We start from the raw sequence: 21,402 nt of genomic DNA, 5'->3' as shown, positions 1-21,402 counted from the left end.
TGGTTTTAGCGGTGGGGAAACACCCGGTTACATTCCGAACCCGGTAGTTAAGCCCTCCAGCGCCGATGGTACTGCACTGGGGACGGTGTGGGAGAGTAGGTCACCGCCGGACAAATTTTGATCAGAAAGGGCCATCCTGGTTGGGATGGCCCTTTCTGCGTTTTCCGGCTCTCTGGCTCTCCGGGGCTCCGGCTCTCTAGCTCTCTAGCTCTCTGCGGCTCCGGGTCTCCGGGACTCCACGGCTCCGGTGGCTCCGGGTTTGTGGGGTCTCAGTGGGTTTCCTGCCAGCTCTCGGTCAGGAGGCGGGCGAACAGTTCGACCGGCTGGGCGCCCGAGACCGCGTACCGGTTGGCGAAGACGAAGGTGGGGACGCCGGTCACGCCCAGTTGCCGGGCCAGGGTCTCGTCGGCGCGCACTTCGTCGGTGAAGGCGCCGGTCTTGAGCATGGTGCGGGTGCCGGCCTCGTCCAGTCCGTTCTCGACGGCGATGCGGATCAAGGTTTCGGCGTCGGACAGGATCGCGCCCTCGGCCGTGTAGGCGCGCATGAGCGCCTCGCGTACCGGCTCGCCGTGGCCGGCCTGGTCGGCGTAGTGCATCACGCGGTGGGCGTCGAAGCTGTTGACGGGGCGGGCGAGGTCGAGGCGGTAGGTGAGGCCCGACTCGGCGGCCAGGTCGGTGACCCGCTGGAGGCGCTGCCGGGCCTGCTCCGGGGTGCCGCCTACATCCCGGAGGTGGCGTTCGGGGAGGGTGAGGCCGGGTTCGGCGCTGCCGTGCGGGTCCAGCTCGAAGCTGCGCCACCGCACCCGTACGGAATCGCGGTGCTCGAAGGCCGCCAAGGCGGTGTCGAACCGGCGCTTGCCGATGTGGCACCACGGGCACACGAGATCGGACCAGATATCGACGGTGAGGGTTGGTGTCGCCATGAGGCCAGGTTAAGCTGCGAGCTTACTTTTCGTAAGAACGTACCTTGGCGTAAGCTCAACACGTGGAGGAAGGTGCCGAGGTCGCGGCCTCGATCGGGGACGTCCTGTCCGGAGATTGTCCGGGGCGGGGGATCCTGGAGCACATCACCAGCCGGTGGGGGCTGCTCGTGCTCGTCGCGCTGCGGGAGGGGCCGCTGCGGTTCCACCAGCTTCGCGACCGGATCGGCGGGATCAGCGAGAAGATGCTGGCGCAGACCCTGCGGGTGCTGGTCCGTGACGGGCTGCTGGAACGCACGGTCGAGCCCGCCACGCCGCCGAAGGTGTTCTACGCGCTCACCCCGCTCGGGCAGGACGGCATTCCGGCGCTGTGCGAGGTGATCCGGTGGATCTCCCGGGCGACGCCCGGCATCCAGATGGCGCAGCGGCGCTACGATGCCGGGCTGACGGAGGGGTGAAGGCGGGCTGACGGCGTCGTGGGGCGGCGCTGGGAGCCCGCCCGGGGCCTACCGGGGCAGGATGACGAGCGCGTCGCCCACCGCGCGCTCGCTGCCGTCGGAGGGCATGTTGACGACCTTGCCGCGGACCACCATGGCGGTGGAGCCGCCGCCGTCGAGGCTGATGGCCTGCTTGGCGCCGAGCCAGCGCATGAGCTGGGCGGCCTCGGTCATGGAGGCGCCGACGGTGATGCCGGGCTTGCGGCCGTCCACGGTGGCCAGGATCAGGCCGCCCGACTTGGTGACGCCCAGCAGCGTGCGCGGGTGGCGGCGCAGCACCATGTTGACCGACGCGTGCCCGTTCACCTTGGCGTTGATGTGGACCTTGCCGTTGCGGACCAGGCCGACGCCGCCGCCCATGACGTGGGTGTCGGGGGTGAGCGGCACCGCCTTGCCGGTGCGCAGGTCGATCACCCGGGTCTGCAGGGTGAGCTTGCCGCCGTCGGTCGCGTACGCGGCCAGCCACTCGGCCGCCACGCCCGTGCCGTGCAGCACCCAGGTGCCGCGCGGCACGGCGGCGCCCGCGGCGCGGGTGCGGAGGATGATGCCCGAGGCGGCGTCGACCACGACCTCCGTGCCGCCGTCGGCGGCGGTCTTCTGGCCGAACTCCTCGGTGTAGGCGACCAGCTCGTCGGGGAGCGCGGCCCGGTTGACGCCCTGTACGGGGGTGCGGGCGCCGGCGCCCGAGACGGCGGTGACGGTGCTGGACAGCTCGGTGATCCGGGCGCTGCGGCCCTTGAGGATCACCGCGCTGCGCCCCTCCACGGCCTCGCTGAGCAGCTTGCCGCGCACCACCGAGATGCCGGTCGGGTCGCCCTGGAGGTTCTTGGCGGTGTGGATGTTGAAGAAACCGCCGTTGATCGCGGCGACGCCCTTGGCGAGCTTGGCCATGGAGGAGGTGGTCTCGCGCTTGGCGACGCTCTTGCCCAGCGTGGCGGCGTACGAGCCGCGGAACACCCTGGGATCGACCATCAGCACCCGCATGTCCCACGGCCCGGTGGTCTCGAAGCCGTCGTCGCCGAGGTAGTCGGTCTTGGCGCGGATGCCCGCCTCCTTGAGCTGCTTGACCACCTTGTCGGCCTTGGCCTTCTGTTTGAGGGTCCACAGGCCGACCCGCACCGTGGCGTACTCGCGGGCCGGGTCGTCGGCGACGGCCGGGCGCACGAAGGTCTGCACCGACGGGACCAGGCCGAGCCCGGCGGCCTCGACCTCGGCGGCCTTGGCCTGGGCCGCCGCGACGCTGCCCTCGGCGTTGCCGTTGGGCATCAGCACGGTGACGGTATATCCCTCGGTGGCCTTTCCCTGCTTGACCCGGAAAAGGTCGATACCGGGCGCGACGGCCATCTGAGTACGCGCCGGGGTCACCCGATTGCCGAGAGGGAACTTTCCGGAAGGAAAGGACACGCTCGCCGGGGATGCGGAGGCGGCGGGAACCGCGGCGACCACGAGGGTGGTGGCGGCGGAAAGGCCCACGATCAGGCGGCGCGACATTCATCTCTCCCTGGGTCCGGTTGTCGGTCAACCATCGTGCCGACAGCGGGACCCGCAGGGGAGCAGAACACGCCAAAAATACCAAGAAAGCCTGAGGTTCTTGTGTCGCCCGAGAAAACCAGTGACATCGGCAAATCCCACTAAATGGGATTTCTTTGGACAAAAGGTGCTGGTCACAACGGGCCAACAGGCGGCTTCATCGCCTGGTCATCGCCTGGTCATTCCGGATCACTCGGAATGGTCGGCAGGCATTCGGCTGCGCCGGAACCCGGCGGGCCGCTACGGTGCCGTACGCCGCGCCTGCGCGCCCGCGCCGGGCCGGCGTCCCCGTGACGCCGGCGCGCGACGCCGGGGCGACACGGCCGAGGCGCAAGCCGTACAGATTCTGGGTCCTGTACGGCTTGCGCCCTCACCGTCACAGCAGCGTCACAGCAGGGCGGCCAGGCGGACGCCGTCGAGGGCGTGCGCGGTGAAGCCGTCGGCGCCGGTCATGGTCTCGGCGCAGAGCAGCGCGTTGACGATCGCCTCTTCGGTGGCCTCGATCGCCGCGTAGAACAGCGGGTCGATGTGGTCATCGGCCAGCGCGGTCACCTGGAAGGTGCGTGCCGGGTGCGCGCCCATCACGTTGGGGGGCAGGTCGCGGTTGCCGGTGGCGAAGCACAGGAAGCCGTCGCCGCTGGAGTTCTCGCCCGCGCCCCCGGTCCTGGCCACGCCCAGCGCGGCGCGCCGGGCCAGCCGCACGCACTGGTGGGGCAGCAGCGGCGCGTCGGTGGCCACGATCCCGATGATCGACCCCGCGCCCTCGCGCACGGCACCGGGCAGCGGGCCGGGCAGGGGGACGTCGTCCAGCGCCCGGCCGACCGGCACGCCGTTGACCGTCAGCCGGTCGCGGCGGCCGTGGTTGGCCTGCACCAGCACCCCGACGGTGTAGCCGTCCACGAGCCGTGAGGCGGTGCCGCAGCCGCCCTTGAACCCGTGACAGATCATGCCGGTGCCGCCGCCGACCGCGCCCTCGGCCACCGGACCGGAGGAGGCCGCCTGGTACGCCTCGCGCACGTGCTCCGGCGTCACGTGCATGCCGTCGATGTCGTTGAGCAGTCCGTCCCAGGTCTCGGCCACGACCGTCAGCGACCAGGCCATGCGCCCCTTGCCCAGCGCGCCGACCTCGATCTCGACCAGCGCGTCGCGGACCACGCCCACCGAGGCGGTGTTGGTCAGCCCGATGGGCGAGGACAGCATGCCGAACTCGCCCAGGAACGCCATGCCGGTCATCTCGCCGTTGCCGTTGAGCCAGTGGTAGCCGGCGTACACCGGCTCCTCGAAGACCGAGCCGCCGTGCGGCAGCACCACCGTGACCCCGGTGCGCACGGGCCCCTCGCCGACCACGCGCGGTCCCGAGCCGCGGATCAGCGTGCAGTGGCCGACGCGCACCCCCGGCACGTCGGTGATCGCGTTGTACGGGCCCGGCTCGCCGGTGCCGATGACGATGCCGTGGTCGCGAGCCCTCACCGGCTCTCCCTTCGGAACGACTCCAGCGCCAGCAGTGCGACGTGGAGGGACAGGCAGGACTCGACGTCGTCGAGGTCGGTGTCGAGGATGCGCTCCAGGCGGCGCAGACGGTCGTAGAAGGCGGGGCGCGACAGGTGGGCCTTCTGCGCGGCCACGGCCTTGTTGCGGCCCGAGTCGAGGTAGATGCGCAGGATGCGGGCCAGGTCGCCGCCGCGCTGCGCGTCGTGCGCCAGCAGCGCGCCCAGCTCGCGCTCGGCGAAGGTCTGCACCCGGGCGTCGTCGCGCAGCAGGTGCAGCAGGCCGCGCAGCCGCAGGTCGGGCAGCCGGTAGTAGACGCGCCCGTCGGGCTGGCGCACCGCCACGTCGGAGACCTGCTCGGCCTCCAGGAAGCTGCGCCGCACGTCCTTGACCGAGTCGACCACCGACCCGGCGGCCAGCACGAACGCGCGGGAGAAGGTGCCGCGCAGCCGGTCGGCGAGGTTGGTCAGCGCGGTCTCGGCGGCCACGCGCGGCGGCAGCGGCAGCAGCACCGCGACCCGGCCGCCGTCGAGCGCGCCGACCAGGGCGGGCAGCTTGACCTGGCGGCAGGCGGCGGCGGTCGCCTCGGCCAGCTCGCCGAGCTGCGCCTGGCCGTCGAGCGCGGTGTCCACGGTCTCGGTCAGCCGCAGCACCAGGCTGATCAGCTTGCGCCCGGACAGCGGGACGCCGACCGCGCGGGCGCGGGCCGCGGCGTCGTCGGGGTCGGCGTAGGCGTGGGTGAGTATGCCGTTGATGATCGTGCCGTGCGCGCGCCGCTCCAGGCTCTCCTGGTGCCGTTCCAGCAGGCGGCCGAGCGCGAGCGTGGTGGCGGCCCGCTCGACCAGCACGATCTCGCGCGGGCCTGGCTCCTGCTCGCACAGTAGGATCAGCCGCCCCCAGTCCTGCCCGCGGGCGCCGACCATGGCGACCAGCCAGCCCGACGCCGCGTCGTACGCCGTGCGCTGCTCGGGCGCGACCGTGCGGGAACGGCTCTCCCAGCTCCCCAGCAGCTCGCCGGTGTCGCGCCCTGCGGGCTCGCAGGCCAGCACCTGGTGGGCCAGGTTCTCCAGCAGCACCGGCCGCCCGGACAGCCGGGCGACCTGGGCGAGCACGTCGGCCGGCGACGCGCCCTCCACCGAGAGCTGGGTGAACACCTCGTGCAGTTGCTCCGAGGCGCGCAGCTCCTCAAGCTGGCGGTCGATGATCCGGGCGTGCACCGACTCGGTGATCTGCACGAACTGGGTCTCGCGGGCCAGCGTGATCAGCGGCAGGCCGTGCTCCTCGGCGGCCTTGACGACCACGCGGGGCAGCTCCTTGATGAACTTGCGGCCCAGCTCCACGATCAGGCCCGAGGCGCCGACCGCCGACAGCTCGCCGATGTAGTCGACCAGCTTCTCGGGCTCGTCGGGCAGCGCGATGCCGGTGGTGAGCACCAGCTCGCCGCCGCGCAGCAGGTGGGCGATGTCGGTGACCTCGCCGACGTGCACCCAGCGGACGCGGGTGTCGAGCCGGTCGGCGCCGGCGACGACCCGGGGACCGCCCCGGCGTACGGGGTCGAGGGCGAGCACATCCGCGACGGTGGGCAGCACGTCCCGAGATTATCCCATCAGAATGTAAAAACGCTTCCCCTGCCCGGTTACAGGCTGTCAGCGAACGTCCTCGGCGTGCGCCGGCTCCTGGCGGCGGGCGTCGAGGCGGGCCGCCAGGCCGTCGAGGATGGCGTCCAGGCCGTAGTCGAAGCGGGCCTGGCGCGCCGGCGGGCCGTCCTCGGCGAGCAGCTTGGCGTGGATCGCGGCCAGCCGGGGCCGGCCCGCCAGCGCGGTCCGCAGCGCCTCGGTGTGCTGGGCCATCCATTCGTCGTCGGACATGCGGCTGCTCTTGAGGGTCTCGGCCCAGGACGCCTCGGAGACCGACAGGCCCAGGGTGAAGGACATCACCGTGGACAGCGCGTAGTCGATGTCGGTGCCGGTGAAGCCGGCGTCCTCGAACAGCGCCATCGCGCGCTCGGACAGGTCCATCGCGTTGGGTCCCATGGCCGGGCGGGCGCCGAGAATGCGGGTCGCCCAGGGGTGGCGCAGCAGGGTGCGGTGCAGGCTGTGGGCGAAGACCTTGGCCGCCTCGCGCCAGCCGATGCCGGCCGCGGGCGGCAGCGCCACCTCGCCGTACACCTCGTCCATCGCCAGGTCGATCAGCTCGCCCTTGTTCGCGACGTACCAGTACAGCGAGGTCGCGCCGACGCCGAGCTTGGTGCCCAGGCGGCGCATGCTGAGCGAATCCAGGCCCTCGGCGTCGAGGATCTCCAGAGCGGCGCGGACGATCTGGGTGCGGTTGAGCCCGGCCGGGGCGGTCTGCGCCGCGCGGCGCGCGCCCTCGGCGGCCTCGCGGGCCCACACCGTGGCGTACTGCTGCTTGCCGACCACGAGCGACCTCCCTCGTCAGGCTCCAGCATAAAACCTCTCGCACAGTGTTCGAGAGGCGTCGTACACTGTGCGAGTGACCTCGAACATCGTACGAGACGACGACGCGGCCCCGGAAGCGCCGGTCACGCGGCGCGACCCACGGCGGTGGTGGACGCTCGTGGTGCTCTGCCTGAGCCTGCTCGTGCTCGTGGTGGACAACACCGTCCTCAACCTCGCCATCCCCTCCCTCATGCGCGACCTGCGCGCCACCCCTGCCGACGTGCAGTGGATCATCGACGCCTACGTGCTGGTCTTCGCCGGCCTGCTGCTCACCTCGGGCAGCCTGTCCGACCGCTACGGCCGGCGGCGCCTGCTGATCATCGGCCTCGCCGTCCTCGGTGGAGCCTCGTTGCTCGCCCTGGCCGCCACCGAGCCCTGGCACCTCATCGCCGTACGGGTGCTGATGGGCGTCGGCGGCTCGCTGCTCATGCCGAGCACCCTGTCGATCCTGATCACGGTGTTCGACAACGAGCAGGAGCGCCGCGTGGCCTTCGCCGCCTGGAGCGCGGTGGCCATGGTGGGCATGGTGGCCGGGCCGATCGTGGGCGGCTTCCTGCTCCAGCACTACTGGTGGGGCTCGGTGTTCCTGCTCAACGTGCCGGTCGCCGTGCTCGCGATCGGCGCCGCGATCGTGTTCATGCCCGAGTCGCGCGCCCCCGCCCGGCGGATCGACCCGCTCGGCGTGGTGCTGTCGGCCGCCGGGATGACGGGCGTGGTCTACTACGTGATCGCCGGCCCGCACCAGGGCTGGGCCGCGACCGGCCCCCTGGCCGCGCTGGCCGTCGGCGTGCTCACCCTGGTCGCGTTCGCGGTGTGGGAGCTGCGCACCGCGCACCCGATGCTGCCGCTGCGCCTGTTCCGCGACCGCAACTTCAGCGGGGCCAGCTTCTCCATCGTGCTGCTGTCCTTCGGCAGCGGCGCGCTGCTGCTGATGCTGACCCAGTATCTGCAGTTCGTGCTGGACTACAGCGTGATGGCCGCGGGCCTCGCGCTGCTGCCGTACGCCGTGGCCGCCACGCTGTTCAACGCCGTCGGCGCGGGCCTGGGGCAGAAGGTGAGCAACCGGGCCCTCATCGGCGGCGGCCTGCTCGTCATGGGCGCCGGCTTCGCGCTGCTGTCCTTCGTCGGGCCGGAGGACGGCTACGGCACCATGATCGCCGGCCTGCTCGTCATGGGCGTCGGCGGCGGCCTGGCCGGGCCCGCGGCGTACACGACGCTGCTCGGCGCGGTGCCGCCCCAGCACGCCGGCGTCGGCTCGGCGCTCAACGACACCGTGCAGCAGGTCGGGGTGGCCCTCAGCGTGGCCGTGCTCGGCAGCGTCCTGGCCGGGTTCTACACCGCCTCGATGCCGGAGAGCGCCCCGGCCGCCGCCAGGGAGTCGATCGCCTGGGCCGACCAGTTCCAGGACCCCGGGCTGATCAGGACGGCCGACGAGGCGTTCGTCTCCGCGATGTCCCTGGGATCCTGGGTGGGCGCGGCCGCCTGCGTCTGCGCCACGCTGCTCGCGCTCGCCGTGATCCGCCGCCCGGCCGCCCCCGCGGTCGCGGTGGAGACGGACAAGGCGGGCGTCTGACCCCAGGCGTGCGCAGGTGGCGCCGGGCCCGCTAGGGGCCGCCGGAGATCGTGACCGGCGGCCCCGCTGCGGCCTTCCCGGTCACGGGTGGGGCCGCGTACCGGTGACGTGGTCGCGTGCCGTGTGCTCGTGCCGCCTGCGCATGCCCATGAGGCCGAGCAGGCCCGCCAGGCCGAGCAGGCCCCAAAGGCCGGCGTTGCCGCCGCCGTCCCTGTCGTTCTGCTGCGGGGCCGGTGTGACCTGGCTGTGCGCGACGGGCGCGGCCGGTGTCTCGGCCGAGACCGCGGCTGCCGGGGCGAGCGTCAGGAAGAACGCCAGCCCGAGGCCGGTGAGCATCTTGCGCATGTGGATTCCCCCGTTCCGGCGGCCTCGCGGGCCCGGCGGGCCATGGACAGACCGCCTGTCACGTCCCCGGGATCGAAGTCCCAGGGTCCCCCAAAGTGGGGCGATCTCCATTTTCCCTGCTAGGGCTCCCTATACCTTGGGATATGCGCATCAAACGCCTTCTTCGCCCGCAGAAATCAGTTCCTTATGTCTTTACATAAGGTCATATAGTGGTTTTCCGGGTCGGATAGGCTACAGCTTGTAAGGTGTTTCCGTCCTGTTGCGACATCTTGCCAATAGGAGTACCAGTCGATAACCGGGATACTCGTACCATGTCGGACCTCCTCGCGCGCCACCGTGCGGTCATGCCGAACTGGCTGGCCCTGAACTACTCCGAGCCCATCGAGATCGTCGGCGGCAAGGGCAACCGCGTCGTCGACGCGTCCGGGAAGACCTACCTGGACTTCTTCGCGGGCATCCTGACCAACATGATCGGCTACGACGTGCCCGAGGTGCGCGAGGCCGTCGAGCGGCAGATCGCCACCGGCGTCGTGCACACCTCCACCGTCTACCTGCTGCGCGGCCAGATCGAGCTGGCCGAGAAGATCGCCCGGCTGTCCGGCATCCCCGACGCCAAGGTGTTCTTCACCAACAGCGGCACCGAGGCCAACGAGACCGCGCTGCTGCTCGCGACGTACGCGCGCAAGTCCGACGAGGTCTTGGCCATGCGGCAGAGCTACCACGGCCGCTCCTTCGGCGCCATCGCCGTCACCGGCAACCGGTCCTGGAAGAACAGCTCGCTCTCCCCGCTGAACGTGCACTTCCTGCACGGCGCCGACCGGCACCTCGCGCAGTTCCGCGGCATGAGCGACGCCGACTACATCGCCGCCTGCGTGGACGACCTGCGCCACGTGCTGGCCACCGAGGCCGCGAAGGGGGTCGCCGCGCTGATCGCCGAGCCGATCCAGGGGGTCGGCGGCTTCACCATGGCGCCCGACGGGCTGTTCGCGGCGTACAAGGAGGTCCTGGACGAAGAGGGCATCCTGTTCATCTCCGACGAGGTGCAGACCGGCTGGGGGCGTACCGGCAGCGCGTTCTTCGGCATCCAGAACCACGGCGTGACCCCGGACATGATGACCTTCGCCAAGGGGCTCGGCAACGGCTTCGCCATCGGCGGCGTCGTGGCCCGCGGCGACCTGATGGACGGCCCGCACGCGGTCGGCCTGTCCACCTTCGGCGGCAACCCGGTCGCCACCGCCGCGGCCAACGCCACGCTGGACTACGTGCTCGACCACGATCTGCAGGCCAACGCGCTGCGCACCGGCACGCTGATCATCGAGGGGCTGAAGGAGGCGGCGGCGCGGCTGCCGGTCGTGGGCGACGTGCGCGGCAAGGGGCTGATGTTCGCGGTCGAGCTGGTCGATCCGGCCACCGGCGCGCACGCCCCCGCGCTGGCCGCCAGGTTCATGGAGCTGACCAAGGAGGCCGGGCTGCTGGCCGGCAAGGGCGGCCTGTACGGCAGCGCCATCCGCATGGCCCCGCCGCTCACCCTCACCGGCGACGAGGCGCGCGAGGGCCTGGGCATCATCGTGCACGCCCTGGAGACCATCAACGCGGAGGTGACGGCGTGAGCGCGACGACCCACGTGACCCACTGGATCGGCGGCGGGCCCGTCGCCGGGAACGGCGAGACCGCCGAGATCTACAACCCCGCGACCGGCGTCGTCAGCGGCACCGTGGACATGGGCTCGGCCGCCGACGTCGATGCCGCGGTGGCCGCCGCCGAGGCCGCCTTCCCCGCCTGGCGTGACGCCTCGCTGGTCAAGCGGGCGCAGGTGCTGTTCCGCTTCCGCGACCTGGTGGACCGGCACCGCGACGAGCTGGCCGCGCTGATCAGCGCCGAGCACGGCAAGGTGCACTCCGACGCGCTGGGCGAGGTGGCCCGGGGCCTTGAGGTCGTGGAGTTCGCCTGCGGCATCCCGCACCTGCTCAAGGGCGGCTTCTCCGAGAACGTCTCCACCCGCGTCGACTCCTACTCCATCCGCCAGCCCCTCGGCGTGGTGGCCGGGATCACCCCGTTCAACTTCCCGGCCATGGTGCCGATGTGGATGTTCCCGATCGCCATCGCGTGCGGCAACGCGTTCGTGCTCAAGCCGTCGGAGAAGGACCCGTCGGCCTCGCTGCTGCTGGCGCGGCTGTGGCGGGAGGCGGGCCTGCCCGACGGCGTGTTCAACGTCGTGCAGGGCGGCAAGACCGCGGTTGACGCGCTGCTGGCCCACCCGTGGGTGCGCGCGGTGAGCTTCGTCGGCTCCACCCCGATCGCCCGCTACGTGTACGAGACCGGCACCGCGCACGGCAAGCGGGTGCAGGCCCTGGGCGGGGCGAAGAACCACATGCTGGTGCTGCCCGACGCCGATCTGGACCTGGTGGCCGACTCCGCGGTCTCCGCCGGGTTCGGCTCGGCGGGGGAGCGGTGCATGGCGATCTCCGTCGTGCTGGCCGTGGACCCGGTCGGCGACGCCCTGGTGGACAAGATCGTCAGCCGGGTGGCGGCGCTGAAGGTGGGGCCGGGCGACGACCCCGAGTCCGAGATGGGCCCGCTGGTCACCCGCGAGCACCGCGACAAGGTGGCCTCCTACCTCGACCTGGGTGTCTCCGAAGGGGCCAAGGTGGTGGTGGACGGCCGCACCGCGCCGGTGCGCGGCGGCGGCACCGCCGCCGACACCCCGGGCTTCTGGCTCGGCCCCACGGTCCTGGACCACGTGCCGCCGGGGTCGCGGGTGCACCGTGAGGAGATCTTCGGCCCGGTGCTGTCGATCGTGCGCGTCCCGACGTACGAGGCCGGCGTCGAGGTGATCAACTCCGGCGAGTACGGCAACGGCACCGCGATCTTCACCAACGACGGCGGCGCCGCCCGCCGGTTCCAGAACGAGGTCGAGGTGGGCATGATCGGCATCAACGTGCCGATCCCGGTCCCGATGGCGTTCTACAGCTTCGGCGGCTGGAAGTCCTCGCTGTTCGGTGACACGCACGTGCACGGCACCGAGGGCGTCCACTTCTACACCCGGGGCAAGGTGGTCACCTCCCGCTGGCTCGATCCCAGCCACGGCGGCGTCAACCTCGGCTTCCCCACCAACGGCTGAACGGCCGCCGCGCCGGGGGCGTTTCGCCGGTAGGCTCCCCACAGTCGATGCCGAGCGGTGAGAGGGGCGAGCGGGTGATGCGGGGCGGGCGAGTGGCGGCGCTGGCCGGAGCGTGCTGTCTCGCCCTGGCGGCATGCGGCACGGCCACCGCGCAGACCTCACACACTGCCGACACCTCGCCCCCCGCCGCCTCGGCCCGGATCGCATCCAAGGCCGCGACTCCGACGCCCACCCCGACCCCCTCGATCGGCGAGGGCGAGGGCCAGATCACCGTGCTGGGCTACCGCGGCTACGTCGAGTACGGCGGCACCGACAGCAGGGCCAACTGGGTGGCCGCCTTCGAGCGCGAGAGCGGCTGCCGGGTCACCACCCTGGACCAGGTGCGCACCCCGGCCGAGCTGGCGCAGCGGTACGCCGAGAAGTCCTACGACGTGGTGTCGGCCTCGCCGGAGCTGGCCGGGCTGCTGATCGGGCAGGGCAAGGTCAGGCAGATCGACACCGCGCTGGTGCCCGGCTTCCACGAGATGCCCAAGCGGCTGCGCTCGCTGCCCGCCTACACCCGCGACGGCAAGACGTACGGAGTGCCGTTCCTGTGGTCCGCCGACCAGGTCCTCTACGACGAGGGCGGGCCGAAGGACTGGCGCGGCCTGTTCACCGCGGGCGGCGCCACCGCCCTGCGCGACGATCCGCTGACCATCGCCGCCGCGGCGCTGGCGCTCGGCGTGCAGGACCCGTACCAGCTCACCCGCGAGCAGCTCGACCGGGCGGTTGCGCTGCTGGCCGAGCGCGACGGCGACGAGCGGTCCTACTTCCTCGACTCCCTGGACGTCATCGAGGGGTTCGCGACGGGCGATCTCGCGGCGGCGCAGGCGACGCCGTACGATCTGCAGCTCCTGCGGGCGGCGGGCCGGCAGGTGCGCGCGGTGACCGGCGGGCGGATGCCCGGCCGCGCCGACGCCTGGATGATCTCCGCGGAGGCCGCCCACCCCAACTGCGCCTACCGGTGGCTGGCCTGGATGAGCTCCACCGACGTGCAACGCCAGGCCGCCGCCTGGACCGGGCTGGCCCCCGCCGACCCCGACGCCTGCAACGGCCGCGCCGGGCGCGTCTGCGCCGCCTTCCACGTGGGCGAGGACGCCTGGCTGGACCGGGTTTCCTTTGCCGTTCGCCCATCGGGGGATTGCGGCGGCCAAGACGGGGAATGCACTGACTACACCGAATGGGAGAGCCGCTGGCGCACCCTGGTGGACTAGGCGGGGGTCCCTTTACCCGCGCCGTGCCATCGTGTGCCGCCTCCCCGGTGTGGCACGCCTCCGGCGTGCGCGAAGACCGCGGGCGCGCCCTATCCCCCCGCTGGGCGGCGCCTGCCGGCGCTCCGGGAGCACCCCCCGCCCCGGAGCGCCCCTTCGTTTCTCCGGCCGCCGCCATCCCGCGCCCGCTTCATTGACTGAATGACTAGTCAGTGTACGGTGCCGGTATGAGGATTCTGCTTGTGGGAGCCGGCGGCGTCGGCGCCGCCGCGGTCGGGATCGCCGCGCGGCGGGAGTTCTTCGAGCACGTCGTGGTCGCCGACAACCGGCCGGGACGGGCCGAGGCCGTCGTCGCCGCCGTGGGCGATCCGCGCTTCAGCGCCATCACCCTGGACGCCTCCGACGGGCGGGCGGTGGAGGCCGCGCTGCGCGAGCACCGCTGCGGCGTGCTGTTCAACGCCGTGGACCCGCGCTTCGCGATGACGCTGTTCCGGGCCGCGCTCGCCGCCGGGGCCGACTATCTCGACATGGCCATGTCGCTGTCCCGGCCGCACCCCGAGCGGCCGTACGAGCTGCCCGGGGTCAAGCTCGGCGACGAGCAGTTCGAACTGGACGGCGCCTGGCGCGGGGCGGGACGGCTGGCGCTGGTCGGCATGGGCGTCGAGCCCGGCCTGTCCGACGTCTTCGCCCGGTACGCCGCCGACCACCTGTTCTCCCGCATCGAGGAGATCGGCGTCAGGGACGGCGCGAACCTGGTCGTGGACGGCTACGACTTCGCCCCCACCTTCTCCATCTGGACCACCATCGAGGAGTGCCTGAACCCGCCGGTGATCTGGGAGAACGGCGGGTGGCGCACGACCGCGCCGTTCAGCGAGCCGGAGGTGTTCGACTTCCCCGAGGGCATCGGCCCGGTCGAGTGCGTGAACGTCGAGCACGAGGAGGTCCTGCTCATCCCGCGCTGGGTGGACGCCGGGCGGGTCACCTTCAAGTACGGCCTGGGCAGGGAGTTCATCGGGGTGCTGCGCACCCTGCACAAGCTGGGCCTGGACCGTACGGACGAGGTCGCGGTCGGCGGGGTGCGGGTGGCGCCGCGCGACGTGGTGGCCGCCTGCCTGCCCGACCCGGCCACGCTCGGCGACCGGATGCGCGGCAAGACCTGCGCCGGGACCTGGGTGCGCGGCACCGGCGCGGACGGCGGCTCCCGCGAGGTCTACCTGTACCACGTGGTGGACAACGAGTGGTCGATGGAGGAGTACGGCAGCCAGGCGGTCGTCTGGCAGACCGCGGTCTGCCCGGTGGTGGCCCTGGAGCTGGTCGCGGGCGGGGTGTGGAAGGGGACGGGCGTGCTCGGGCCGGAGGCGTTCGACGCGGTGCCGTTCCTGGACCTGCTCACCGAGTACGGCTCGCCCTGGGGCCTGCGCGAGGGCGGCTGACCCGCGGGGAGGGCCTCAGCGCGGGTTCAGTGCACGGCGGCCCTGCGGCGGCGGGTGGGGAAGGACACCACCACGTCTCCCGCCGTCGGCGGGCACAGGGCCTCGGCGCAGTCGGGGCAGGCGAGCACGGTGGCGCTGTCGGGCAGGCGCCCGACCCTGATCCGGGGCCGCGGCCACTTCTTGTGGCACACGACGCACGCCTCGCCGTCGCGTTGCGCCCACGTCAGGCCCTCGGGGTCGAACGTCAACACGATCCGCGCCGCGCCGCTCGGATCCCAGTTCATCGCGCTTCCCCTGATCGCTCGCCTCATATCGGAACCGTTATAACCCCGCTTCCGTCCGTGATCGCTTTGTTGCGCGTCAAGGTGGGGTTAAATCCCGGGTGCCCCACTTGCCAAATAACGACAAAAGGGGCACCCAGGCACGAAGCCGGGTGCCCGCTTTGTGGTGATCTAAACCTCGGTGATGGCCTTCTCCAGGATTGACAGTCCCTCGTCGAGCAGGTGATCCGGCATCACCAGCGGAGGCAGGAAGCGCAGCACGTTGCCGTACGTGCCCGCGGTCAGCACCAGCAGCCCCTCCGCGTGGCACCGCTTGGCGATCTCGGCGGTCGCGGCCGGGTCGGGCTCCTTGGTGCCCGGCCGTACCAGCTCGATCGCGATCATCGCGCCGCGCCCGCGCACGTCGCCGATGATGCCGGTCCGCTCGGCGAGCGCCCGCAGCCGGGGCAGCATGATCGAGCCGATGTGCCGGGCCCGGCCCACCAGGTCCTCCTGCTCGATCGTCTCGAACACCGCCAGCGCCGCCTCGCACGCCACCGGGTTGCCGCCGTACGTGCCGCCCAGCCCGCCGACGTGCACCTTGTCCATCAGCTCCGCCCGGCCGGTCACCGCCGCCAGCGGCAGGCCGCCCGCGATGCCCTTGGCCGTGGTGATGATGTCGGGCACGATGCCCTCGTCCTCGCACGCGAACAGGTGCCCGGTACGCGCGAAGCCCGTCTGCACCTCGTCGGCGATGAACACGATCCCGTTGGCCCGGCAGTACTCCAGCAGCCGCGGCAGGAACCCGCGGGCCGGCTCGATGAACCCGCCCTCGCCCGCGATCGGCTCGATCACCACGGCCGCCACGTTCTCCGCGCCGACCTGCTTCTCGATCATGTCCACGGTCTGCGCGAAGGCCTCCTCGGCGCAGTTCTCCCTGCCGGTCGGCCAGCGGAACGGGTACGCGAGCGGGGCCCGGTAGACCTCCGGCGCGAACGGCCCGAACCGGTGCTTGTAGGGCATGTTCTTGGCGGTCAGCGTCATCGTGAGCAGGGTCCGGCCGTGGTAGCCGTGCTCGAAGACCACCACCGCCTGCCTGCCGGTCGCGTGGCGGGCCACCTTGACCGCGTTCTCCACGGCCTCGGCGCCGGTGTTGACCAGGAACGTACGCTTCTCGTGGTCGCCCGGCGTGGCCTGGTTCAGCTTCTCGCACACCGCCACGTACGACTCGTACGGAGTGACCATGAAACAGGTGTGGGTGAAGTCGGCGAGCTGCCGCCCCGCCCGCTCCACCACCCGGGGGTTCGCGTTGCCCACGCTGGTCACCGCGATGCCCGAGCCGAAGTCGATCAGTGAGTTGCCGTCGGCGTCCACGACGACGCCGCCGCCCGCCCTGGTGATGAAGACCGGCAGCGTCGTGCCGATGCCCGGCGGCACGGCGGCCTGCTTGCGCGCGAACATCTCCCGCGACTTCGGGCCCGGGATCTCGGTGACGACGCGCCGCTCCTGCGGCAGTCCGGGGCCGCCCCGGGAGGCCGCGGAGTCGATGGAGGCAGGGGAAGAGGAGGTCAAGCCGCTCATACCGTCGAAGCTACGTGCGGGCGCCTCCGGTGCCGATGCTGCACTATGGCAGACTGGGCCCGAGCGGGTTGTGCAGGATGTACAACCCGTGGGCACGCAGGGGGAACCGGGTGGCACCGACGTTGCGGCGGGTGGTCGCGATCGCGGCCCTGCACCTGCGCGTGCTCGCGGGCGCCGAGCGGATGGACCGGCCGGTGCGCTGGGTCGCGGTCAGCGAGCTGGAGGACCCCACGCCGTTCCTGGAGGGCGGCGAACTGGTGCTGACCACCGGCATGCGGCTGCGCGACGACGAGGCGGCGGCGGTGCCGTACGTCGCCCGGCTGGTCGGCCGCGAGGTCACCGGCATCGGCTTCGGCGTCGGCCTCGGCCACGAGGAGGTGCCCGCCACCCTGGTACGCGCCGCCGCCGACGCCGGCCTGCCCCTGGTCGAGGTGCCGCGCGACACCCCCTTCGTCGCGATCGGCAAGGCGGTCAGCGACCTGCTCGCCGCCGAGCAGTACGAGGAGCTGACCCGCGCCTTCGCCGCCCAGGGCCGCCTGACCCGCGCCGCCCTGCTGCCCGACGGCATCGGCGCCGTCGTCGCCCGCCTGGCGGCCGAGATCGGCGGCTGGACCGTCCTGCTCGACCCCTCCGGCGCGGTGCTCGCCGCAGCCGGAGGCGGCGAGGCCCACGCGGAGGCCCTGCGTCCCGAGCTGACCCGGCTCAAGGGCGGCACCGCGAGCATGGCCGTCTCCGAGCGTGGGGTCCACGTCATCCTCCAGCCCCTCGGCGCCGCCCGCCGCGTACGCGGCTTCTTCGCCGTCGGCGCCGAGCGGTCCTTCTCCCCGATCGCGCACACCATCGTCAACGTCGCCTGCTCCCTGCTCACCCTGGCCCTGGAGCAGCGGGCCGCCCGCCCGGTCGCCGAACGCCGCGTACGCTCCGCCGTGCTGCGCCTGCTCCTCGACGGCAGGCTCGACGCCGCCCGCGACACCCTGGCCGCCCTGGGCGATCACCTCCCCGAGGGCGACCTCTCGGTGATCGTCACCCCGGCCGGGCCCGAGATCGCCGGCGAGGCCGGGGGAGAATCCTTCACCGCCGCCCTGGACGACCGCACCGTCCTGCTCGTCCCCGCCGCCCGCACCGACGACGTGGCCGAAGCCCTCGGCCTGCACGCCCCCGTGGGCGTCAGCGACCCCGCCACCCCCGAGACCCTCCCCGCCGCCCTGGCCCAGGCCGACCGCGCCCTCACCACCGCCCGCAGGTCCGGCACCTCCGTCATGCGCTTCGCCGACATCCCCGGCCAGGGCCTGCTCAGCCTCCTGGACCCCAGCGCCGCCGACGCCTTCGCCACCGCGCTCCTGGCCCCCCTCCACGAACACGGCACCCGCACCGACCTGCTGGAGTCCCTGCACGCCTACCTCAACGCCAACGGCCACTGGGACGCCGCCGCCCAGCGCCTGGGCATCCACCGCCACACCCTCCGCTACCGCATGCGCCGCGTGACGGACCTGCTGAACCGCGACCTGGACGACCCGGCCACCAGAGCCGAACTCCTGATGGCCCTGCTCATAACCCGCGCCCACAGCTGAACGCCGGAGCTCCTCCTGTGAGGAGCATGCGCCGCAGGGGTGCTCTACTCCTTGCGCACGAGGTAGCAGCAGATCGTGGCCGTGGTGACCGCGTCGTAGGTGCGCGAGTCGCGCAGGTGGCCCGCGCGTTCCAGGCTGATGGCGCCCTGGGCGGCGGCCCAGAGGGCGTCGGCGATCTTGCGGGGCTGGGTGGGGATGATGTAGCCCGCCGAGATGCAGTCGGCGATCACCCGGTCGAAGATGTTCAGGGCGGCCCTGGCGAGGGTGCGGGCGCGTTCGCTGGGCTCGAAGCCGGGGATGGCCTTTTCGAACATCAGGCTGTAGTACGCCGGCTCGGACAGGCACGCCTCGCGATAGGCCGGGCCGAGGGCCGTCAGGTACTCGAAGGGGTCCTTGCGGGGCGGCACCGCTTCCAGGCGGCGGCGGAAGCGCTCGAAGCCCTCCAGGTAGAGAGCCTCGGCCAGGCCCTCCTTGCTGCCGAACATGGTGTAGATGACCGTGGTGGAGCAGCCGGCCTCGGTGGCGATGCGGCGCATCGACAGGCCGTCGGGGCCGTGGGTGAGCAGCAGTTCGCCCGCGACGTCGAGCAGACGTGTGCGCAGCTCGTCATGGGAGCTGCGCTCGCCGAGCAGATAGGCGCCCTGGAGTCCAAGCGGCGCCGACGAGGTCATGAGGTCACGCCCTTCTGGTCAGGGGCCCCGCACGTGACCCGCACAGATGACTTAACCAACCTACGGAAAGTTCAAACCGCCTTACATGAAGAAACATCCAGATTTGGGGTGGATTTCGTTACACCTAGTGGGGAAAAGTTCTATTAGCCGCACCGGTGGGGTAGGACGCGTGGATTGTGCGATCTGGAGTAAAGCCCGGTGCGGTGGCGGTGGCATAGCGTCGGAGCCATGGATGTACGCCCCTTCTGGCTCGCCGGGCGTCCCGCCACCGGCGACGGCGAGCTCACCGTGACCAACCCCGTCGACGACCGCGTGGTCGGGCGCGCCTCGGTCCCGACCGCCGAGCAGGTCGAGCAGGCCGTCGCCGCGGCGGACGCCGTGCAGAAGGAGGCCGCCGCGCTGCCCGTGCACGTACGGGCCGAGGCGCTCGCGCATGTCTCGCGCCGCCTCGCCGAGCGTGCCGACGAGATCGCCCGGCTGATCAGCGCCGAGAACGGCAAGCCGATCTTCTGGGCGCGGGCCGAGGTCGCCCGCGCCGTGGCGACCTTCCGCTTCGCCGCCGAGGAGACCCGCAGGTCCGGGGCCGAGGTGCAGCGCCTGGACACCGAGCCTGCGGCGGCCGGCCGCATCGCGTACGTCACCCGGGTCCCGCACGGGCCGGTGCTCGCCATCACGCCGTTCAACTTCCCGCTGAACCTGGTCGCGCACAAGGTCGCCCCCGCCATCGCGGTCGGCGCGCCCGTGATCGTCAAGCCCGCGCCCGCCACCCCGCTGTCGGCGCTGCTGCTCGGCGAGATCCTGGCCGAGACCGGCCTGCCCGAGGGCATGTTCTCGGTGCTGCCGGTGCCCAACGACCGCGCCGCCGCCCTGGTGGAGGACCCCAGGCTGCCCGTGGTGTCGTTCACCGGCTCCGCCCCGGTCGGCTACGCGATCGGCGACCGGGTGCCGCGCAAGCACGTCACGCTGGAGCTCGGCGGCAACGCCGCGGCGATCGTGCTCGCCGACGCCGACCTCGACTTCGCCGCCGCCCGGATCGCGCTGTTCTCCAACTACCAGGCCGGGCAGAGCTGCATCGCGGTGCAGCGGGTGATCGTCGAGGACGCCGTGTACGACGCCTTCGTCGAGCGGCTGATCCCGGCCGTGAACGCCCTGGTCGTGGGCGACCCGGCCGACGAGAAGACCCAGGTGGGGCCGCTGGTCTCGACCGCCGCGGCCGAGCGGGTCGAGCAGTGGGTGGCCGAGGCGGTCGAGGGCGGCGCGAAGGTGCTCACCGGCGGCACGCGCGACGGCGCGACGTACGCGCCGACCGTGCTGGCCGACGCGCCCGCCGACGCCAAGGTGTGCCGCGAGGAGGTGTTCGGCCCGGTCATGGTGCTGCAGCGGGTGGCCGGCGTGGACGAGGCGTTCGCCGCGGCCAACGACTCGGCGTACGGGCTGCAGGCCGGGGTCTTCACCCGCTCGCTCGACATCGCCTTCCGCGCCAACCGGGAGCTCCAGGTGGGCGGTGTGATCATCGGCGACGTGCCGTCGTACCGCGCCGACCAGATGCCGTACGGCGGGATCAAGGACTCCGGCGTGGGCCGCGAGGGCCTGCGGTCGGCGATGGCCGACTACACCTACGACAAGGTGATGGTGCTGACCGGCCTGACGCTCTGACCCTCACGCTGACCCTCACGCGCGCTCGGCGGTCGCGAACAGCTCACGGGTGGACGGCCCGAACGTGGGACCGTACATGGTGTTCGGGTCGTCCAGGTACTTGAAGCTGCTCACCGACGTGATCGTGCCGTGGCCGGTCCTGGGGTCGAAGCCGGTCAGCCACGGCCCGCCGCTCGCCCCCGCGGTCAGCTTGCAGCCGAGCCCCTGGTCCTCGGTGCCGCCGTACGGGTCGGGGCGCGGGCGGCCCGCGCAGTAGTACAGGCGCTCCCCGTCGTACGGCGGCTCGGCGGGGAAGCCGAAGCCGTAGGTCTGCGCGCCGCGCACCGGCGCGAAGGAGATCTCCTGCGCGCCCACGGCGTCGGCGACGTGCCGGCCGCCGTCGCTGTTGAGCGCCACCATGGCCACGTCGTGGTCGTCGTCGGCCTGGCGCGCCCACGGCCCCGCCACGAACAGGCGGCGGGCGGTGTAGGAGCCGTACGGCTTGGCGCCCTCGTGGTAGCCGGGCACGAAGGTCCAGTTCTCGGCCCACGCGCCCGCGCCGTCCTTGACGCAGTGGCCCGCGGTGATGACGACGTCCTTGCTGGCGCTGCGCACCGTGCTCGCGCTGCACACGAAGTCGGCGCCGTTGAGCGTGAGGAACACCCGCCCGGTGGTACGGCCGACCACGCCGCCCGCCGTCCACTGGGAGCCGGCGGTGATCGCCTCGCGCCCGGCGGTCCGCCGGCGTGCCGGCTCGGGCTCGGGGCGGGCGCCGGCCCGCGGGGCGCCCGCGAGCGCCCCGAGCAGGCCGGGCCTGGCGAGCGCGCCGCCGATCGCGCGCAGCGAACCGGGCAGGTCGAGCAGGCCGAGCGGAGTGGCGGCGGCCATGCGCCGCGGCGTCCAGTACGCCAGCACACGGTGCCGCTCGCTCGCGGTGCTCGCGCCCACGCGCTCGACGACGTCACCCGCGGAAAGGTCGCCCGCGGAAAGGGGGGTGGGGAGGGTGAGGACGCCCGCCACCAGCGACGCGGCGGCGAGCAGGGGGAGGCTCGGGGTCATATGACCCGA

The 21,402-nt window shown here is 72.3% G+C and carries 18 protein-coding genes and 1 rRNA gene; 9 read left to right on the top strand and 10 right to left on the bottom strand.

Annotated elements, in window-relative coordinates; all coding sequences use genetic code 11:
- Nucleotides 1-112, top strand: a 5S ribosomal RNA gene (gene rrf, locus HNP84_RS14860); the annotation flags it as partial.
- A gap of 157 nt (nt 113-269) precedes the next feature.
- Here rrf and HNP84_RS14855 read toward each other — a convergent pair.
- Entirely contained in the window at nt 270-923 is a 654-nt protein-coding gene (locus HNP84_RS14855; RefSeq protein WP_185050238.1) for a DsbA family oxidoreductase, read from the bottom strand.
- A 62-nt stretch (nt 924-985) separates the two neighbouring features.
- On the opposite strand from HNP84_RS14855, the gene HNP84_RS14850 reads away from it, so the two are divergent.
- Nucleotides 986-1,378 carry a winged helix-turn-helix transcriptional regulator gene (locus HNP84_RS14850; RefSeq protein WP_185050237.1) on the top strand — a complete coding sequence of 131 codons (393 nt, stop codon included), beginning with the start codon at nt 986-988 and terminating at the stop codon, nt 1,376-1,378.
- Nucleotides 1,379-1,426: 48 nt separating this feature from the next.
- Here the strand turns inward: HNP84_RS14850 and HNP84_RS14845 are convergent, their stop codons facing one another.
- The 4 genes from HNP84_RS14845 to HNP84_RS14830 form a co-directional block, all read right to left on the bottom strand.
- Nucleotides 1,427-2,908 carry a phosphodiester glycosidase family protein gene (locus HNP84_RS14845; protein ID WP_185050236.1) on the bottom strand — a complete coding sequence of 494 codons (1,482 nt, stop codon included), beginning with the start codon at nt 2,906-2,908 and terminating at the stop codon, nt 1,427-1,429.
- Between the two features lie 426 nt (nt 2,909-3,334).
- On the bottom strand, nt 3,335-4,417 hold the full coding sequence (locus tag HNP84_RS14840; RefSeq protein WP_185050235.1) for a DmpA family aminopeptidase: 1,083 nt from the start codon (nt 4,415-4,417) through the stop codon (nt 3,335-3,337).
- Nucleotides 4,414-6,024 (bottom strand): PucR family transcriptional regulator, encoded by a 1,611-nt coding sequence (locus HNP84_RS14835; protein WP_185050234.1) that lies wholly within the window; start codon nt 6,022-6,024, stop codon nt 4,414-4,416. The genes HNP84_RS14840 and HNP84_RS14835 overlap by 4 nt, the downstream gene beginning before the upstream one ends.
- A gap of 57 nt (nt 6,025-6,081) precedes the next feature.
- Nucleotides 6,082-6,855: a TetR/AcrR family transcriptional regulator C-terminal domain-containing protein gene (locus HNP84_RS14830; protein ID WP_185050233.1), complete on the bottom strand. Its 774-nt coding sequence runs from the start codon at nt 6,853-6,855 to the stop codon at nt 6,082-6,084.
- A 73-nt stretch (nt 6,856-6,928) separates the two neighbouring features.
- Here HNP84_RS14830 and HNP84_RS14825 point away from each other — a divergent pair, with 73 nt between their 5' ends.
- Complete coding sequence (locus tag HNP84_RS14825; protein ID WP_312924814.1) at nt 6,929-8,467, top strand: MFS transporter; 1,539 nt, start codon at nt 6,929-6,931, stop codon at nt 8,465-8,467.
- An 81-nt stretch (nt 8,468-8,548) separates the two neighbouring features.
- Here HNP84_RS14825 and HNP84_RS14820 read toward each other — a convergent pair whose 3' ends face one another.
- Entirely contained in the window at nt 8,549-8,812 is a 264-nt protein-coding gene (locus HNP84_RS14820) for a WGxxGxxG family protein (protein ID WP_185050232.1), read from the bottom strand.
- Nucleotides 8,813-9,123: 311 nt separating this feature from the next.
- Here HNP84_RS14820 and HNP84_RS14815 point away from each other — a divergent pair, with 311 nt between their 5' ends.
- The 4 genes from HNP84_RS14815 (at nt 9,124) to HNP84_RS14800 (ending at nt 14,616) form a co-directional block, all read left to right on the top strand.
- The gene (locus tag HNP84_RS14815; protein WP_185050231.1) at nt 9,124-10,422 is read left to right on the top strand and encodes an aspartate aminotransferase family protein; all 1,299 of its coding nucleotides are present in this window, start codon (nt 9,124-9,126) and stop codon (nt 10,420-10,422) included.
- Nucleotides 10,419-11,933, top strand: a complete 1,515-nt coding sequence (locus HNP84_RS14810) for a CoA-acylating methylmalonate-semialdehyde dehydrogenase (RefSeq protein WP_312924811.1) — start codon at nt 10,419-10,421, stop codon at nt 11,931-11,933. Before HNP84_RS14815 ends, HNP84_RS14810 begins: the two co-directional genes overlap by 4 nt.
- Nucleotides 11,934-11,980: 47 nt before the next feature.
- A complete protein-coding gene (locus HNP84_RS14805) occupies nt 11,981-13,186 on the top strand; it encodes an extracellular solute-binding protein (RefSeq protein ID WP_185050230.1) in 1,206 nt (401 codons plus the stop codon).
- A gap of 224 nt (nt 13,187-13,410) precedes the next feature.
- Entirely contained in the window at nt 13,411-14,616 is a 1,206-nt protein-coding gene (locus HNP84_RS14800; RefSeq protein WP_185050229.1) for a saccharopine dehydrogenase family protein, read from the top strand.
- 26 nt (nt 14,617-14,642) lie between these two features.
- On the opposite strand, the gene HNP84_RS14795 is transcribed toward HNP84_RS14800, so the two are convergent.
- Entirely contained in the window at nt 14,643-14,900 is a 258-nt protein-coding gene (locus HNP84_RS14795) for a hypothetical protein (RefSeq protein WP_185050228.1), read from the bottom strand.
- Between the two features lie 168 nt (nt 14,901-15,068).
- Nucleotides 15,069-16,457: a 4-aminobutyrate--2-oxoglutarate transaminase gene (gabT, locus tag HNP84_RS14790; RefSeq protein ID WP_185050227.1), complete on the bottom strand. Its 1,389-nt coding sequence runs from the start codon at nt 16,455-16,457 to the stop codon at nt 15,069-15,071.
- A 110-nt stretch (nt 16,458-16,567) separates the two neighbouring features.
- Here gabT and HNP84_RS14785 point away from each other — a divergent pair, with 110 nt between their 5' ends.
- The gene (locus tag HNP84_RS14785; RefSeq protein ID WP_185050226.1) at nt 16,568-18,028 is read left to right on the top strand and encodes a PucR family transcriptional regulator; all 1,461 of its coding nucleotides are present in this window, start codon (nt 16,568-16,570) and stop codon (nt 18,026-18,028) included.
- Between the two features lie 44 nt (nt 18,029-18,072).
- Here the strand turns inward: HNP84_RS14785 and HNP84_RS14780 are convergent, their stop codons facing one another.
- Complete coding sequence (locus HNP84_RS14780) at nt 18,073-18,699, bottom strand: TetR/AcrR family transcriptional regulator (RefSeq protein WP_185050225.1); 627 nt, start codon at nt 18,697-18,699, stop codon at nt 18,073-18,075.
- A 228-nt stretch (nt 18,700-18,927) separates the two neighbouring features.
- Between HNP84_RS14780 and HNP84_RS14775 the strand changes: the two genes are divergently transcribed.
- Nucleotides 18,928-20,355 carry an aldehyde dehydrogenase family protein gene (locus tag HNP84_RS14775; RefSeq protein WP_185050224.1) on the top strand — a complete coding sequence of 476 codons (1,428 nt, stop codon included), beginning with the start codon at nt 18,928-18,930 and terminating at the stop codon, nt 20,353-20,355.
- Nucleotides 20,356-20,370: 15 nt separating this feature from the next.
- On the opposite strand, the gene HNP84_RS14770 is transcribed toward HNP84_RS14775, so the two are convergent.
- Entirely contained in the window at nt 20,371-21,393 is a 1,023-nt protein-coding gene (locus HNP84_RS14770; RefSeq protein WP_185050223.1) for a trypsin-like serine peptidase, read from the bottom strand.
- Nucleotides 21,394-21,402: the final 9 nt, after the last annotated feature.

This window comes from Thermocatellispora tengchongensis (assembly GCF_014202315.1).
GTDB classification, from domain to species: Bacteria; Actinomycetota; Actinomycetes; order Streptosporangiales; family Streptosporangiaceae; genus Thermocatellispora; species Thermocatellispora tengchongensis.
Note: the sequence above shows the minus strand (reverse complement) of the source record. Positions and strands in the feature narration are given on the sequence as shown.